The 16,362-nt window shown below is 63.4% G+C and carries 13 protein-coding genes; 8 read left to right on the top strand and 5 right to left on the bottom strand.

Going from position 1 to position 16,362, the window contains the following annotated elements:
- The first annotated feature begins 7 nt into the window (after nt 1-7).
- Nucleotides 8-715 (top strand): VIT family protein, encoded by a 708-nt coding sequence (locus tag ACFVIV_RS12220; RefSeq protein WP_379195409.1) that lies wholly within the window; start codon nt 8-10, stop codon nt 713-715.
- A gap of 59 nt (nt 716-774) precedes the next feature.
- Nucleotides 775-1,602 (top strand): hypothetical protein, encoded by an 828-nt coding sequence (locus tag ACFVIV_RS12215; RefSeq protein ID WP_379195407.1) that lies wholly within the window; start codon nt 775-777, stop codon nt 1,600-1,602.
- Between the two features lie 78 nt (nt 1,603-1,680).
- Here the strand turns inward: ACFVIV_RS12215 and ACFVIV_RS12210 are convergent, their stop codons facing one another.
- From ACFVIV_RS12210 to ACFVIV_RS12200, 3 genes are all read right to left on the bottom strand, one after another.
- Nucleotides 1,681-2,250, bottom strand: a complete 570-nt coding sequence (locus ACFVIV_RS12210) for a TetR/AcrR family transcriptional regulator (RefSeq protein ID WP_379195405.1) — start codon at nt 2,248-2,250, stop codon at nt 1,681-1,683.
- Between the two features lie 129 nt (nt 2,251-2,379).
- Nucleotides 2,380-2,982, bottom strand: a complete 603-nt coding sequence (locus ACFVIV_RS12205) for a TetR/AcrR family transcriptional regulator (RefSeq protein WP_379195403.1) — start codon at nt 2,980-2,982, stop codon at nt 2,380-2,382.
- Between the two features lie 8 nt (nt 2,983-2,990).
- Entirely contained in the window at nt 2,991-3,998 is a 1,008-nt protein-coding gene (locus tag ACFVIV_RS12200; RefSeq protein WP_379195401.1) for an NAD(P)-dependent oxidoreductase, read from the bottom strand.
- A 552-nt stretch (nt 3,999-4,550) separates the two neighbouring features.
- Here ACFVIV_RS12200 and ACFVIV_RS12195 point away from each other — a divergent pair.
- The gene (locus ACFVIV_RS12195) at nt 4,551-5,618 is read left to right on the top strand and encodes an alpha/beta hydrolase (RefSeq protein WP_379195399.1); all 1,068 of its coding nucleotides are present in this window, start codon (nt 4,551-4,553) and stop codon (nt 5,616-5,618) included.
- A 214-nt stretch (nt 5,619-5,832) separates the two neighbouring features.
- A complete protein-coding gene (locus ACFVIV_RS12190; protein ID WP_379195397.1) occupies nt 5,833-6,327 on the top strand; it encodes a hypothetical protein in 495 nt (164 codons plus the stop codon).
- Nucleotides 6,328-6,459: 132 nt separating this feature from the next.
- On the opposite strand, the gene ACFVIV_RS12185 is transcribed toward ACFVIV_RS12190, so the two are convergent.
- Nucleotides 6,460-8,679: a SulP family inorganic anion transporter gene (locus ACFVIV_RS12185; protein WP_379195395.1), complete on the bottom strand. Its 2,220-nt coding sequence runs from the start codon at nt 8,677-8,679 to the stop codon at nt 6,460-6,462.
- 416 nt (nt 8,680-9,095) lie between these two features.
- On the opposite strand from ACFVIV_RS12185, the gene ACFVIV_RS12180 reads away from it, so the two are divergent.
- From ACFVIV_RS12180 to ACFVIV_RS12170, 3 genes are read left to right on the top strand one after another with little or no spacing between them, the layout of a single operon-like run.
- A complete protein-coding gene (locus tag ACFVIV_RS12180) occupies nt 9,096-10,352 on the top strand; it encodes a CaiB/BaiF CoA transferase family protein (protein WP_379195393.1) in 1,257 nt (418 codons plus the stop codon).
- Nucleotides 10,353-10,357: 5 nt separating this feature from the next.
- Complete coding sequence (locus ACFVIV_RS12175) at nt 10,358-11,149, top strand: enoyl-CoA hydratase/isomerase family protein (protein ID WP_379195391.1); 792 nt, start codon at nt 10,358-10,360, stop codon at nt 11,147-11,149.
- Between the two features lie 48 nt (nt 11,150-11,197).
- On the top strand, nt 11,198-13,441 hold the full coding sequence (locus tag ACFVIV_RS12170; RefSeq protein ID WP_379195389.1) for an acyl-CoA dehydrogenase family protein: 2,244 nt from the start codon (nt 11,198-11,200) through the stop codon (nt 13,439-13,441).
- 198 nt (nt 13,442-13,639) lie between these two features.
- Here the strand turns inward: ACFVIV_RS12170 and ACFVIV_RS12165 are convergent, their stop codons facing one another.
- Nucleotides 13,640-15,097, bottom strand: a complete 1,458-nt coding sequence (locus ACFVIV_RS12165) for a GDSL-type esterase/lipase family protein (protein WP_379195387.1) — start codon at nt 15,095-15,097, stop codon at nt 13,640-13,642.
- 133 nt (nt 15,098-15,230) lie between these two features.
- On the opposite strand from ACFVIV_RS12165, the gene ACFVIV_RS12160 reads away from it, so the two are divergent.
- On the top strand, nt 15,231-16,070 hold the full coding sequence (locus tag ACFVIV_RS12160; RefSeq protein WP_379195385.1) for a hypothetical protein: 840 nt from the start codon (nt 15,231-15,233) through the stop codon (nt 16,068-16,070).
- Nucleotides 16,071-16,362 lie beyond the last annotated feature (292 nt).

Below are 16,362 nucleotides of genomic sequence, written 5' to 3'. Positions count from 1 at the left end.
GAGTCGTATGTGCATTCTGCATGTCGGTGAGGCGCATACGGCCGGGGTCGCGACGCGGCTGAACTGGCTGCGTGCGGCTGTGCTCGGCGCGAATGACGGCATCATCTCCGTGGCGGGCATCGTGGTGGGGGTCGCCGCTGCGACAGCATCTCGGGGTCCGATCCTCACTGCCGGTATCGCCGGCCTCACCGCCGGTGCGGTTTCCATGGCATTGGGCGAGTACATCTCGGTCAGCACCCAGCGCGACAGTGAATGCGCACTGTTAGCGAAGGAGCGCAGGGAACTGGAAGAACAGCCCGAGGCGGAGATGGACGAGCTCGTGGCCATCTACCGCGACAAAGGCCTCACCGCGGAAACCGCGCGGCGCGTGGCCGAGGAGCTGACCGCGCGCGATGCTCTCGCCGCGCATGCGGAAGCGGAACTGGGCATTGATCCGGACGAGCTGACCAACCCCGTGCATGCCGCCCTGTCGTCGGCGCTGTCCTTCACCATGGGCGCGTTGCTGCCGCTGTCGGCGATTCTGCTGACCACTCCAGCCCTTCGAATCCCGATAACTTTCGCTGCTGTGCTGGTTGCATTGGCGGCAACCGGCTGTGCCGGCGCATACCTCGGAGGTGCGTCACCTCTGCGGGCGACTATCCGAGTGATTGCCGGCGGTGGAATCGCTATGGCGATTACCTATCTGATCGGCCATCTTGTCGGGATTGCCCTCTGACACGTGCCGTGGCGCGTCCTTGCGCTGGAGACAGCCTTCTGTTCGCTAGTCTGCCTCCCATGACGCGTGCATGGCGTATGAGCGGCATACTCGCCGCGGCGTTCGCGATGATCGTGATCGGATCTTCCGCTGTTGCCGTGGCCGAACCCGATCGATCGGATCCGGAGCCGGGATTTTGTGAAGGCGCTGAGCGAGATGCATCGCTGCTGCGTGATCAGGAAGGCGTGCTTGCTCGTCTAGGTCGGCTCACCACATTGAACAATTGGGGCGACGTGCTCGCACTCGCCGCGGCGGGATGGAGCCTGCCGACGCATCTGCATGTCAACTTCGAGAATCTGGGTCTGGCGATCGCCCGACCGAACGCCCTCATCGAGACGCAGGCCCGGGCGGGCAATCCCGGTATGGTGGTGTACCGGGCGCTGGCCGACACTCCATTGCCCGAGCATATTGATCCGTACACCCCGAACTTCCCCTATGTGCTGATCGGCTGGGCGCACGGATTGCAGTACACGCCCGGGGTATATCCGACTTCACCGGATTTTTGCATCAGCAAGGAAGACTGGTTCGTGCACGAACAGGGTGTTCATACGATCCCGGATTGGGGATTCGTGGCCGAGCCCCCGCAGGAGGACTATCTCGGTCAGAGCCCGGGTGATCTGTTTCCCTTGCCCACCAAGGCTTTCGGCCCAACGCATGGCCGTTTCTGGGATGTGCACCTGTGGCTGAATCCGGAGGGCGGTGTGCCAGGGACGGGTATCGAGCGGCCTTATGATCGCATTCCTGGTGCGGCGATGCCCGAGGATGCATTCTTCTTCCCGGACAAGCGGGTCTACGAGGACGATTCAACGCCCGGTTCAGCCGTGGATCACCCTGCGCACCATCATTGATCGCGGTGATGTGCCCGCCGATGTGATGGATGAATGTCGGGCATGCGCGGCCTGTGCGGCGAGACGAAACGCAGGCCGTCAACGCAGGGTGTGTCGCAGGACGCGTTCGACCGCGTCGGCGGTAGGCGGCGTATCGGCCACCGCCTGGATGAATATTCCGTCGATAGCTGCAAGCGTCGCCTTCAGCGCTACTTGGTCGGTGGTCCAGCTCGCGACGATAGGGCGCATGACTGTGATCCAGCGATACGCAGTCGGACGCAACTGAGATTTCCGGCCTGCGAGCAGGTAGAGCTCATAATCGACGATGAGTCGTTCGCGATTCTCTCGCGTGTAGTTCTCCGCGAACTCCGCGAACTCCCGCACCCCGGGTGCATCTCCGAGCCGAGCGGCAATTTCGTCGGAGAACTGCTGCAGGCCGGTCTCGATCACCGCATTGAACAGGTCGCGGATGGTCGGAAAGTAGTACGTGCCCGCTGTAGCGGGCAAGCCTGCCTCCTTGGCAACCGCCCGATGCGTGAGTGCTGCCACGCCCTCGCGCTCGGCGACCCGCAAGGCGGCGTCCAGTAACTGCTGTCGCTTGCGCTCTCCGCGGGCGAATCGCCCGTCGACTCTCGGTGCCAGCATTTTCTGGTGTGCTTCCGCCGCCATGGTGACTCCTGCTCGTCGACCTCGTCGCAAACTAATTGAACGTATGTCAGACTATCGCACATCATGACGGTTGCCAGGGGATCGCAGCGCTTCGGGGCGCGCTCGGGAGAACGCGAAATCGGCACGTAACTATGGGCTTCGATTGAGCAGCCATCCCAGCAGGGCGGCAAGGTCGTCGATTTCGATCTGACGTGGCGTGGTGCGCGGCTCCGCGAGCAGAGGTAGTCGCATGCCATCCAGGGTCGCCGCCAGCAGACGTGCGGCTCGATCCGGTGCGGGCGCGCCGGCCTCGGCGAGGGCGGTGGCCAATATGTCGACGAGCGACTGCTCCCACTTGCGACAGATCGGCGCGAGTTCGGGCTCCCTGGCGATCTCCAGGTAAGTGCTGAACATCGTGAGAATCCACTGGTCGGGATCGTAGAGCAGATTCAGCAACCATTTCGACAGGTGCACCGGCGAAATGGTTGCCAGATCCGACTGTGCGCGCAACTCATCGAAGGCACGGCTGGTCGCGATGGCGTCACGCTTCGCGACTTCCCCGCACAGTTCTCGAATCAGATGGGTTCTCGTCGGAAAGTGGTACGTGACCGAGGCGATCGAAACGCCGGCCGCTTCGGCGACGGCACGGATGGTCACTGAGGGGATGCCCGTACGAATCACCCGAATCGCCGCCGTCATCAGCAACTCATATCGTTGCTTGCCGCGCGCACGCCTACCGTCGCTCTGTGCCACGCAACGACTCATTGCGCGCGGAACTGCTCGATCAAGCTGGCGTACCCGTCGTCGGATCGACCGCTGTCCATCGCCGCCACGGCCAATCGGTGAAAGTGGGCCGGCAGTGAGGGCTCGATTCCGCGACGATGCCCCTCCTGCAGGACGTGCTCGATGCTGTTGAGGTGGAAAAATACTTCTCCATGGGTGGGCGGGAATGTTCCCGTATCGATGTCTGCCGCGAAATCCTCGATCACGTGGCTCAACGCGCTGATCCAACCGGTGGCCAACGGAATGAACTCGGCGGCGTTCACTCCGGCGCTTTCCAGCAATGACTGGCTGTAAAGGTAGCCATTGAGGGTTCCCCACATCATGTTGAGCAGTGCGAGGTTGTAGACCGAAGCGATCGCCGGGTCGGGGCCCAGATATCGACTTCTGCCCGCCAGCGCGGACAACGTCGATTCGTGGGCTCGATATGTCGATTCAGAACCTCCGCTGTAGAGGATCAGCGCTTCGGCCCGGGTCGCGGCATTCTCGAACTCGCCGGGTGAGACCAGGACGGCGGCATTGAGATAATCCAGACCTCGTTGCTCGGCCAACGCGGCTGCTTCCTCGGCATCTGTCGAAGTTCCGGAGACGATATCGATCAGGCATACGCCGGGCCGCTGCTCACCGACTCCATTCAGTAGCCGGCGAATCGAATCATAGTTCGGCACGGACATGACGATGAGCTGCCCAGCTCGCATGGCCGCCTCGACCGTTTCAGCTCGCTCGACGCCGCGAGGCGGCTCCGCCGCCGAGTTTTCGTCCCACACCGAGACCTGGTGTCCGAGTGCTGCGAATGCTCCTGCGATGGCTGATCCCACCGCATCCAATCCGAGCACAGTTACCGGTACCGTCACCTGTCCATCCTTCCTTTTTCTATCGGAAATCAACGATTCGACAGGATCGGCGGTGACTACCGCCACGACGCCGATTCCGGCTGCACAGCACAGCACGCTTCTTCGGCTGATCATCGAATCTCGCTCCCGATTCACTGATTAACAGTACGTATGTATGTATTTGTTCTCGGGTGATGATCACCTCGAGCCGGAAGTCGCTGGAGAAGTTTTCTGATTCCAATCGAGGTGTCGCGAACCGATCGATCGGCGGGGCATGCCGAGTATGCCCCGCCGATCATGGTGATACCCGTAACAGGCACTTCTGAGTTGGCAGCTCTCGGATTTCGATGCCGTCGCCCAGGGGCTGATGCCAGGCAGTGGGTGCGCTGGATGGCCACGTGAGCGAATGTTGCGGATACAGAACACAGTGTTGCATATTGGTATGCATTCCGCAACGCTGATCTGTGTGGCGATTCCAACAGCTCCTCAGTTGTAACACTGAGTTTCGCAGGCTGACCGCATGCTTCACGCCGCGCCGAAGCGAGATGTCATCCCTGGTTAGTGTTGCTCATCCGGCAAGTATCGTTGCAGTATAGTGTCATCCTGCGGCGCGTCATGTCGCCGTCTGTCCCTGTGCCGCCGATCCGTCATCACGTGCAGTGATCGGAGCGCGGATTGCTCGCTGATATCTAGAGATGTGACGAACTGATGAGAAATGGAAGACCTCCCGGCCGACGATCCCGATCGGATCGGCGGAAGGCGGCGGTATTGGTCGCGGCTGGTGTGCTCATGTCCCTCGGGGGTGGTGGAGTCGCGTCCGCCGTGGACGATTCGACAACTTCTCCGCAAAGGTCGTCACCCACCGGATCGCATATTGTCGAGGCCCGCACCAACGATGGCCGCAACTTCTGCGTAGATGTTTATTCGGCGGCGATGAACAGGATTGTCCAGGTCGAAGTGCAGCGTGCGCGAGCAGCAGGTCCGACGCCCATGTTGTATCTGCTGAACGGCGGTGGCGGTGGAGAGGATGCCGCGACCTGGCAACGCCAGACCGATGTTCTCGAGTTCCTCGCCGACAAGCAGGTTAACGTCGTCCAACTGGTTGGCGGGAAGTTCTCGTATTACACGGACTGGCGGGCGCCGGACCCCGTGCTCGGGGTGAACAGATGGCGTACCTTCCTGACCGAGGAGCTGCCGCCGCTCCTCGACGCTGAGTTCCGGGGTAACGGGCTGAACGCGATTGCCGGCGTATCGATGTCGGCGACATCGGCGCTCCAGCTCGCGATCGATCGGCCGGATCTCTATCGCTCGATTGCCTCCTACAGCGGATGTGCGCAAATCAGCGACCCCTATGGTCACTCCTTGGTCGCAACGGTGGTCGGCGTCGGTGGCGGCAATGTGGAGAATATGTACGGTCCGATCACGCATCCCGACTGGGCGGCAAACGATCCTTTCGTCCACGCCGACAGGCTGCGCGGGAAGAACATTTTCATCTCATCCGGAAACGGGTTGCCGGGAGGGCACGACACCCTTGGCGACCCGCACCTCATGGCTCCGGGTCCGGGCGGCTTGGCGAATCAGGTCGTCCTCGGCGGAATCATCGAGGCGGCTGCACACACTTGCGCCGTAAATCTCCGGAACCGCCTGCACGGCTTAGGAATTCCGGCCACTTACGACATCGACGGGAACGGTTCACACTCCTGGGGCTATTGGCAGGACATGTTCAAGCGATCCTGGCCAGTGCTCGCCGCCGGGCTGGGCCTGCCGATCCGATGATTTGCGGCACATGAACGGATGATCCGTCCCGATAGTGAGACGGCAGATCCCGGGCTCAATGCAGCATCAAGCGTATTTCGCGACCCGCTTGCACCGATCCTGTCTCAGTTTTGTCTTACATTGACTCATTACTGTATCGACAGCCCATGTTGGTTCGCGAGAGCGATCGACCCGGCCTATCGAATACCCACACACAACGAAGAAGAGATGAGTCATGTCCTACACACTGAAGCGCAAAGTACTGGCCGCGACGATGGTGGCCGGAGCCAGCCTGTCGGTCCTGTCCCTGCCTGTCGCGGCCAATGCGGCTCCGGGCAACGGTGGTTGTTACGGCGGCACTATCACTTCCGCCTCCTCCAATCCCTTCGCTCGTGTCTTGAGCGGTTCGTTCAACAACTGCACGATTCCCCTGATGCCCGGCGTCAGCGCCGGAACAATTCAGGCCGAATACCGGGGTGATCCGGGCCAGCAATTCTTCGGCCTGACGGATCAGCCCGCGGACGGCGTCATTACATGGTCGAACGGCGAACAGAGCCGAATCGCGGGTACGGTTGGTGCCCGAGTCAATATCTTTGCCTTCCAGACCCACGACATCTTCGACATCGTGAGCGGAGCCGGCGCCGGACGGAAGGTCACCATCACCTCCGTCCCCATCGACTCCCAGAGCCCCATTGCCGCGCGATCGGTGATTTCTGTGAACGTCGCTTGATTGCGTCGGCCGCCTCGGACTCGGATCAGCTCGTCGTTCCGCTCCACCCTCGATATGGGGGAGGGGAGCGACGACCTGTGCTTCCGGCGGACCCCGACGTGGCGGCTGCGAAATCCGGTACTGCGGGCGCGATCAGACTGAGTTCTCCGCTGCCGAACGGTTGTCGATCGGCTCGGCGATGCCGTCCGGATGAATCTCCAGAACGCGGGCCGTTGCGATATCGAAGAACAGCCCGTGCACGGCGAGCCCTCGCTCGTCGATGGCGCGCCGCACGACGGGATGCCGGCGTAGCGTCTCGACCTGCACCGCGACGTTCACCATGCCGAGCTGGTTCAGCTCGTCGTATCCGGCCGCGGCCGCGGCCGCGCCCACCGGATGTCCGATGAGGTAGCGCTCGACGCTGGGCAGCGCGTTGTCGAGCCAACTGTCGAGACTGGGGCCAGCCGAATCGCCGGCGAGCAGTGCCTGCATTGCGCCACACCCGGAGTGTCCGCACACCACCACGTTACGGACTGCCAGTTTGTCCACCGCGAAGGCCAATGCGGCCTCCATGGACGAGTCGGAGCCGTTGTCCGGCACGAGATTGCCGACGTTGCGTACGGTGAACAAATCTCCGGGACCACTATTGGTGATCACGTTGGGGACGATCCGTGAGTCGGCGCACGTGACGAACAGCGAGTCCGGATCCTGCCGGTGCTCGTCCAGATGCGGGCGCACGACGTGGGCATGGGTGTCGTGATACTTCGCGACTCCGGACGAAATGCCGTCGTTGGGACGATTGCGCCACGGTTCGAGGACCTCTTCGATGAGGCTTCTCAGTCGGCCGCGACGGGGCGGACCGGTCATGACATGCGCCCGCCGGGCGGTACCGAGCTCGACGAATTCGACCGTCCCAGAGGTCACCGTGTGCTGTCGGGCCCAGTCCTCGATCGCCTCGTACACAGCGTGATCGAGAAAGTCGACCGTCAGCTCGACCACTACGTCAACGCCGGGCGGAATCTGCGCGAGCTTCTCGGTCAGCTTGGGCAGGGCCAGGAAGGTGCTGGTGCCGTCCACGTACACGCGCCAGTTCCCGGAGTCGACGGCTTGCACCGTGGTCACGGACACTCGCACCACTCGCCACAGCAGCAGTGCGAAGGCCAGCGCCAATCCGATCAGCACGCCTTCGAGAAGATTGAGAAATACGACACCGCAGGCGGTTATCGCATAGACGGCCAGATCTCCGGTGCGACGGGCCAGGCGTATGTGGGCGAGCTTCACCAACTGGATCCCGACCACGATGAGCAACCCGGCCAGCGCTGCTTTCGGGATCTGCTGTACCACCGAGACGAGAGCGATCGCGAATATCAGGATCCAGACCCCGTGCAGTACTGCGGAGGCTCGGCTTCGCCCACCGGCCTGTACGTTGGTGGCGCTGCGCACGATCACGCCGGTGACCGGCACACCGCCGAGGAGTCCCGATACGACGTTCCCGACGCCTTGCCCGACCAGTTCGCGGTCGAAGTTCGTACGGGGCCCGGAATGCATCTTGTCGACGGCGACAGCCGACAACAGGCTCTCCACGCTCGCGATGAGCGCAACTGTGATCACGGTGAGAACCAGCGGCCCCCATTGTCCATCGGGCAACTGCGGCAGGCCGATGGCGCTGAACAAGGAACCATCGATGACCACCCGCGCCGGATTCGCGGGTAGCGCCAGCGACGCGAGCGTGGCAATGAGAATGGCCACGAGCGGGCCCGGGATCATGCGTGCCCGGCTTGGTGCGAACCGCCAGGCGAGCATGATGGCAATGACGATGAGGCCGATGAGGAAGTCGTCACCGCGCAGATTCATCAACTGCTCAGGGAGTTCCTTGATATTGCTGATAGCCGAGCTGCGCGACGAACCGCCCAGCAGTACGTGAACCTGCTGTAGCGCAATGGTAATGCCGATGCCGGCCAACATGGCGTGCACGACCACGGGCGCGATGGCCAGCGCGGCCCGCGCGATCCGGCTCGCACCGAACAAGATCTGCAACACACCGGCGGCGGCGGTGATGAAACAGGTTGTCTTCCAGCCGAATTGGTGGATCGACTCGGCGACGATCACTGTGAGGCCGGCGGCGGGACCGCTGATCTGAACCGGTGACCCACCCAGTAACCCCACGACGATGCCGCCGACGGCGGCGGCGATGAGGCCGGCGGCGATCGGTGCGCCGGATGCCAAAGCGATTCCGAGCGAGAGGGGTAGGGCCACCAGGAACACTACGATGGATGCTGGTAGGTCGTATCGCGCAATCGAATGGAGCCGATCGGCCCAGATGTCCTTCGATGAGCCGGCGCCCTGGCGTGCGCGATCCGCATCGACTGGCATTTCTCTCCTCGCATAGTCGCTGAATTCGGCCTCGGGTCGCGGCCGGGAGCGCTGGGCGGCGGACCTCATCCGGAAGCCCGAGCGAACAGGCCTCGCCGGCTCGCAGCGCGGGTGTGGCAACAGTACGTCGTCATGACTTGAAACTGCAACAATTTTCGGCGGCTTACCCGGCGATAAGGTCGATACGCGCTAGAGGCGTGATTCGAATGTCGATCATTGTGTTGCTAATATGGAACACGCGTAGGTTCTTGATTCCTTCGGATCGCATGCGCTGCTGCGGATTTCGCGTGTGTCCCTCCGACACATGCCCTCACAGGAAGGTGCCAGCTGTGTACACACACCAACATGATCGATCGAACGCAGATCGACGGATGAATTCCGCTTACGAGCGACTCATCGTCGAACGGGGATGAGCAGTGCGACAAGCACCATCTGACGCCGCTACGCCCGGCCCGCTCGACGGTCTGCGGGTAATCGAATTAGCGGGCGTGGTCATGGGCCCGCTGGCCGGGCAGATTCTGGGCGATCTCGGCGCGGACGTAATCAAGGTCGAGACTGTCTTCGGTGACGTGACCAGGCAGTATTTGCCGCGCCGCAATGATGACATGGGTTGGCTCGCGCTCAATCTCAATCGCAACAAGCGCAGCGTGGTCCTGGATCTGAGATCAGAGCGCGGCAAGCACGCGCTCGCCACCCTGTTGGAGACCGCGGACGTCTTGCTGACCAACCTGCGCCCCAATTCACTGGCTCACCTCGATCTGATGCCGGACGAGGTCACCGCCAAGTATCCCCGGCTCGTGTACGCCACCGCTCAGGGTTTCCGCAGCGGCAGCGGAGAAGAGAATCGAGCGGCATATGATGACGTGATCCAAGCCGAATCCGGTGTGGTGTGGCTGAACCAGCAGATGACCGGCCAGCCGTTCCTGCTGCCAACCCTGTTGGCCGACAAGGTGTGCGGGCTGGTGCTGGCGCAGTCGATCATGGCCGCGCTGTATTACCGGGCCACCCACGGCCGCGGTCAGCACGTCGAGCTGCCGATGCTCGACACCATGTTCTCGTTCGGTCTCATCGAACATGTGGGTGGTGCGGTCTTCGAACCACCGGCGGCCGCGTTCGGCTATTCCCGGGCACTCAGCCCCTTTCACAAGGCATTCCCGGTCAAGGACGGCGCGGTCTGCGTGCTGCCCTATGGCGACCGCAACTGGCATGACTTCTTCGCCCTCCTGGGGTGTCCGGATTGGGCGAACGATCCGCGCTTCGGAACCCGTGATGCACGAGCGAAGCACATCGACGAGCTATACGCCATGGTCGGTGAGCTGACTCGCCCCTTCACCACGGCGCAACTACTGGAAGCCTGTACCGAGCACGGCATTGCAGCCTCGCCGGTGCGGAGCCTGGATGAAGCCGTCGCCACCGACTACGTGCGCGACGGTGGGCTGTTTCAGGTGGCCGAACACCCGACCGAGGGACCGTATCGACTCATCGGCTCTCCAGTGCGGTATTCGAGGACTCCGGCATCGGTCCGGCGTCATTGCCCTCATATCGGCGAGCACACCGCGGAAATCCTCACGGAGATCGGGCTCGTCGCAACGGACCCGAGTAATCGTCCGGCCTCCTCGCCAACCGACTCAACCGACTCAACCGAATCAACCGAAGGGCACACCCGAAGGTGACCGAGATGACGAACCACGATCTTGTATCGGTGCAGCGCACGGCGGACGGCGTCGTTCTCCTCACGCTCGATGACCCCGACAAGCGCAACCCGATGAGTGCCGCCATGACAGCTCGATGGCGAGAAGTCCTCGAGCCGTTGCGCACCGATCCCGAGTTGCGTGCGGTGGTGGTCACAGGCTCGGGTCCGGCATTCTGCGCGGGCGCCGAACTCGACGAGCTGGACTCACTGTCGAAAGCCGGTCTGTTGGACAGCCGTCGCCGGTTGACGGCGCTCTATCGCGACTGGCTGGCCCTGCGAGAGCTGCCCGTACCTACGATCGCCGCGATCAATGGCCACGCGATTGGCGGTGGTCTGGCGCTGGCACTGGCATGCGACTTGAGGTACTGCAGTGAACAGGCCAAGCTCGGCTCCACCTTCGTGAAACTTGGCCTGCACGCCGGTATGGCAACCACCGCGCACCTGGTCGAAGCGGTCGGGTTGCAGCGAGCTCGCGAAATGCTCTACACCGGACGGCTTGTGACCGGTGCCGAAGCCGCGCGAATCGGTTTGGTTTTGGAGGCGCTACCGGCCGAGCACGTGGTAGCGGCCGCGCTGCGCGTTGCCCACGATATCGCCGCCGCGGCGCCGATCGCGGTTCAGCTCACCCGTGCGGGACTGCGCAATGGGCCGGTCGGCACCGAGCAGGGGCTGGCTTGGGAAGCGACTGCCCAACCGCTCACCACGATGACCAATGATTTCGCCGAAGGCATCACCGCGGCCCGCCAACACCGCCCGGCGACGTTCACCGGCCGCTGATTCCTACTCGTCGACCGTTCGTCAACTACGAATCACAGGAGATCAACCTTGGATCTATCGATCTTCCAGCTCCCCGAGGCCACCATGCCCGAGGAAACCGGCAACCTGCGCGCCGAAGTGCGTGCGTTCCTGGACAAGGAACGCGTCGCAGGTACCGTCCTGGGCCGTCCGGCCGCCTGGTTGTCCTCCCGGGACACCGAATTCAGCCGCCGCCTGGCAGCGCACGGCTGGATCGGCATGTGGCTACCGGAGGAGTACGGCGGTAAGAACGACGGCTGGCTCAAACGCTATGTCGTTCTCGAAGAGCTGGTCGTCGCCGGCGCCCCGGTTGCCGCGCACTGGTTGGCCGATCGGCAATCGGGCCCCAACATCCTTGCGCATGGCACAGACGAGCAGCGACGGCGTTACCTTCCTGCCATTGCCGAGGGACGATGCTTCTTCTCCATCGGGATGAGCGAGAAGGAAGCTGGTTCGGATTTGGCTTCGGTGCGGACCCGCGCGCAGCGTACCGAAACCGGCTGGCGCATTACCGGCACGAAGATGTGGACCGGATCCGCGCACGTCAACGACTATGCGATTGTCCTGGCGCGCACCAATGCCGACGTTGAGGACAGACATCAGGGATTGAGTCAGTTCATCGTCGATCTGCGAGCTCCCGGCGTGCGCACCGAACCGATTCACTTCCTTACCGGCGAGCACCGCTTCAACGCCTTCCACCTCGAAGGTGTGGAAGGCGGGCCGGACATGCTATTGGGCGGTGAAGGCGACGGTTGGAAGCAGGTGACCGCCGAACTCGCCTACGAGCGCAGTGGACCCGAACGTGTGCTGGCCACCACGCCGGTGCTGATCGCCTTGCTGCGCGAGCTGACCGATCGATCCGTCAGTGCCGAGCAGCAGGCCAGAATCGGGCGACTGGTTGCCAGATTGGTTGCGCTGCGGCACATGTCGCTGGGGGTGGCGACGATTCTGGCCGCCGGGGGCTCCACCGAGATCCAAGCCGCACTGGTCAAGGACCTCGGCACCCGATTCCAGGGTGAGCTGGTCGATGAAGTGCGCAATGTGCTGCCCGTAGCGCCGCGCGCCGACGCCACTCCGGGTTCCTATGCCGAGGTTCTCGGTTACGCCATCCGTTATCTCCCCAGCTACACCCTCGGCGGCGGCGCCAACGAGATCCTGCGCAGCGTGGTCATCAAGGGCATGGAAAAGGCGCGCAAGGCAGGCGGCGCCACGGAGCGTTCGCCCTGGAACACCGTTCTCGCCGACCATGACGCCGCTGCGACCGAGACCCTGGACCCGCGCACCGTGGTCACCACGGTGTGGCAGGCGCTGAACAAGCACCAGCCGTTGCCCGGACCCGACGTGGTCCCGACCGTCGCGGCCGCAATCGCTCGCGACGCCGGCTATCACGGCACGCCCGGGCCGATCTCCGAAACGCTGCTCGTCGCGCGGCCCATCCTCGCGGCCGCCGGGTTCGAGATTCCCCAGGGCCCGGTCGCTGTTGCGCACGCCGATCTCGACGTGCGCTACACCCATCCCGACCCCGACAGCTCGGCCGGCCCCTTCGGCGCGGAGGGGCTCGACAGCACACTCACCGTCAACGGCAGCATTCCCGCAGTCGCGTGGGGTCGTGCGGTCGACCAGATCCTTGTGCTCAGCACCGGGCCGCACGGCCCGATCGCCCTGCTTCTCGACCGCGACCAGTGCCGGATCCAGAAGGTGCGTGATCTCGCCGGCGAACCTCGTGACACTCTCGTTCTGGTCGATGTCGAGATTCCGGGGCGCCAGGCGCGACCGATCACCCAGGAGATCGTCGCTCAGGCCGAGAGTCGGGCCGCGATCGCCCGTGCCGCTCTCATCGCCGGCGCCGCCGAGCGCTGTGTGGAGCTCACCGTCGACTACACCGCCACCCGGCACCAGTTCGGTCAGCCGCTGAGCCGCTTCCAAGCGGTTCGCCAGGAGGAGGCTCTGCTGATCGGCGAGGTGGCGGTCGTCTCTTCGGCTGTCGACTGCGCGGTCAATGCGTTGGGCCGTGATCGCGACCTACAGTTCATCTCGGCCTGCGCCAAGGCGCAGGCGTCCGCTTCGGTCGCGGAGATCACCCGGATTGCGCACCAGCTCCACGGCGCGATCGGATTCACCGAGCTCAGTCAATTGCATCATGCCACCACGCGGCTGTGGTCGTGGCGCGAGGACGACGGTTCGGAACACCGGTGGGCTCGTATCGTCGGACAGCGAGCCCTCATCGCCGGAGCTGACAACTTCTGGCGTCTCATCACCGCAACCACGGACTGATATCAGTCACGGCCGCGATGCGATCCACACGCTCATCATGGGCAGGACGATCACGGGCCTGCGGGCCTTGACCGATCGTCCCAGAGTTGCTTGCCCCGCGGGCTGCCGCTGCGGAGTGGCCTGCGGGGCAAGCAGCCGGATTCGTTGTGCCAGGGCACCTCTGGGCGGGATGCGAATCCAGGGGATCCGCGGGTGTGCTCAACCGGCTGCGGCGTCGTTGCTGCACACGTACTCGGAAGCAGGGTGTTCGATGGCATCCTCGAGGCACTTCCCGAGACGCTGCTGGCCGTAGTAATTGGGGTGGAAGGATTCCTGCAGATCGCCCTGGGCCGTCGAGGACAGGAAACGGACCCATTCGGCGTCGGCGATGGCGGCTCCCTGAACGGTCTTCGGATTGCGGACCTCTCGGCCTTCCAGCGCATGGCTGAGATCGAGGAACTCGGCTCCCTGATCCAGTGCGATCGCCCGGATTTCCTGGCTGATCGCCGGGGTGACCACATCATGGAGCCACTTCATATCGCTCATGTAGAAGGGCGTGCCATTGATCAACGCCGTCACATATCCATCGCCGGGATCGCGAAAGCTGCCCGGTACGGGGGACGGATAGGACTGAATTATCAAGCGATAGCTGCTGTCCGGGTGACCAGCGCCGCGCATGGCGCCTCGGATACTGTCGATGGCCGCGACGATCGTGTGGCGCATGGCAGGAATCCGTTGCATCACGACGTCGTGCTGGCCTGCCCCACACGGTGACGTCGTACCCCAGTCCATCGCGCATGCTCGCAGGATGCTGGACAACTCCAGGTCGTTGCCGCCGATGGACAAGACCACGACACCAATGCGATTGGTCTCGGCCAGCGTCGCCAGCTGGGCACTCTGGGGTGGCTCCCCTTTGAATGCGGTGTCGACGATATGCCTGCTCTCCGCGCCCGAGCAGGCGAGATTGATGCTCTTGACGCCATCGCGGGTGGTGGATTCGCGGTGTGCGGCATCCAGGTCGGTGTGGCCGAATGCGCTGAACACCTCGGCGGAGTCCGATCGGTGACATCCACCGTATGTGGTGCCGTAGATCCTGAAAACGTCGTAGCCGGTTCCCGTCCAGGCGCGATCGGTGCCACTTCGTTCTGCGAACGGCTCGTTCGAATTGCCGGCCCACCGTCCGCCTTCACCGGATATGAAACTGTCACCCAAGGCCACGACGACCATTGGATCGCCCGGTCTTTCCGCATGAGCCATCGTGAGGGGCGCGGACCCCAGGGCGATTACCGACAGAAGCGCGAACGTTGCTCTCATACTGCTCTCGATTCGATTGCGGATGATCAACGGCCTGCCACCGCAGACATCGTATGGTTCAACGGATTCGCTCGGTGGCAGGCTGGGCGGGATCGACGAGGGTGTCGCGATTGACGAGGGCAGCGCCGCGACCATGGCGACCGGTTTCTGCGCGGGGCCGAGCGGAAGGCTCTCGCCGGTCAGCAAACGCAGTGTGGCGCGGGCATCGTCGGCGGACGTCGCCCAGGCCGAGCAGATTACCCGTGCTCGACCCGCAGCCCCGAGTGTCGCGTTCAGCGCCTGCGCGAGTTTCGTTGCAAATATCGAATGTGATGCTTCACATAAGAATCTCTTATGCAGCGCTTTGCGGCGTGGAATCTGCAAGCTTGGTGGAGGGCAAGCCTGATAGGGTGTTGCTAATATGCTACATTCTGTATCGTAGTAGCAACACCGTGGGGCGGGTTGTCTCGCCGCAGTCTGTCTAGAGATGTGACGAACGAATGAGAAGCAGAAGCCTGTGCCGGTCCGGGCGGCCTGGCGAACCAGGTCCTGCTCGGCGGACCCATCGAGGGGGAGTGATCTGGTGATATCGAGAACCGCGAACTGGCGTGCGCGCGCCTGGACTTTGCAGGCCGTGGCATACGTCCTCACCTTCGGCGCCCCCACCGTTGTCGCGCTCATCGTCCTGCTGACCCGGCAGCCGCCGCAGTGGCCCGCGGTAGCCGGTACGGCCTACGCGTGGGCGGGCCGGGCCTCGTTCGTCATTGCGGCACTGGCGCTTTGGGCGGCCTATCGATGGCTGGGCCTCAATGCGGCGGAACTCGGCCTACGCGCGAAGCGATCTCCGGCAGTGGGATTCCTGGGCGGTATGGGCGTCGCCTATCTGGCGCTGTGGCTCGGAATGCTGGCGATGTACGCCTTCCCGGAATGGGTTGCCGTACCGTCGTCGCACGGCAGCGCCGCGGACGCCATTGAATGGGCGGTGCGCGCGGGCGTGGTCGAGGAGTTGATGCTGCTCGCGCTGCCGATGGCCATCATGACGCGATTGCGATTGCCGTGGTGGATTCAACTGACCGCCCTGATGATCCTGCGGCTGCCGTTCCATTTGTACTACGGCCCGGCGGCGCTGGCACTCGTTCTGGTGTGGTGCACCATCGCATGGTTCGCCTATTCCAGAATCAAACTGATCTGGCCGTTCGTGCTCGCGCATGCGCTCTACAACCTGGACGCCACGGTAATTCCATTCGGCATCGGGCGTGTCGCCATCGGTTTGACGATGTTGGCGCTCGGCATCGCGGCTTTGATTTCACTCTTCCGATCGACCGATCGGATAACCTGCACGATGAACAAAAGATGAACCATGTCCTCCTCGATGAACGCGCGGTGCGAGGGTGATGCCGATACCGGCCAGCATGGCGTGCACGACGACCGGTGCGATCGCCAGTGCGGCCCGTGCGATTCCGAGCGAGAGTTGCAGCGCTACCAGGAACACTACGATGGACGCCGGCAGGTCGTTTCGTGCAATCGAACGCAGCCGATCGCACTCCTCGCGTAGTCGCTGAATTCGGCCTCGAATCGAGGGCAGGAGCGCTGGGCGGACCTCATCGGAAACCGAAGGCGGAGGCTCACGCGTCCTCGGCGCCTCGACC

This window comes from Nocardia sp. NPDC127526, assembly GCF_042672265.1.
GTDB lineage: Bacteria > Actinomycetota > Actinomycetes > Mycobacteriales > Mycobacteriaceae > Nocardia.
Note: the sequence above shows the minus strand (reverse complement) of the source record. Positions and strands in the feature narration are given on the sequence as shown.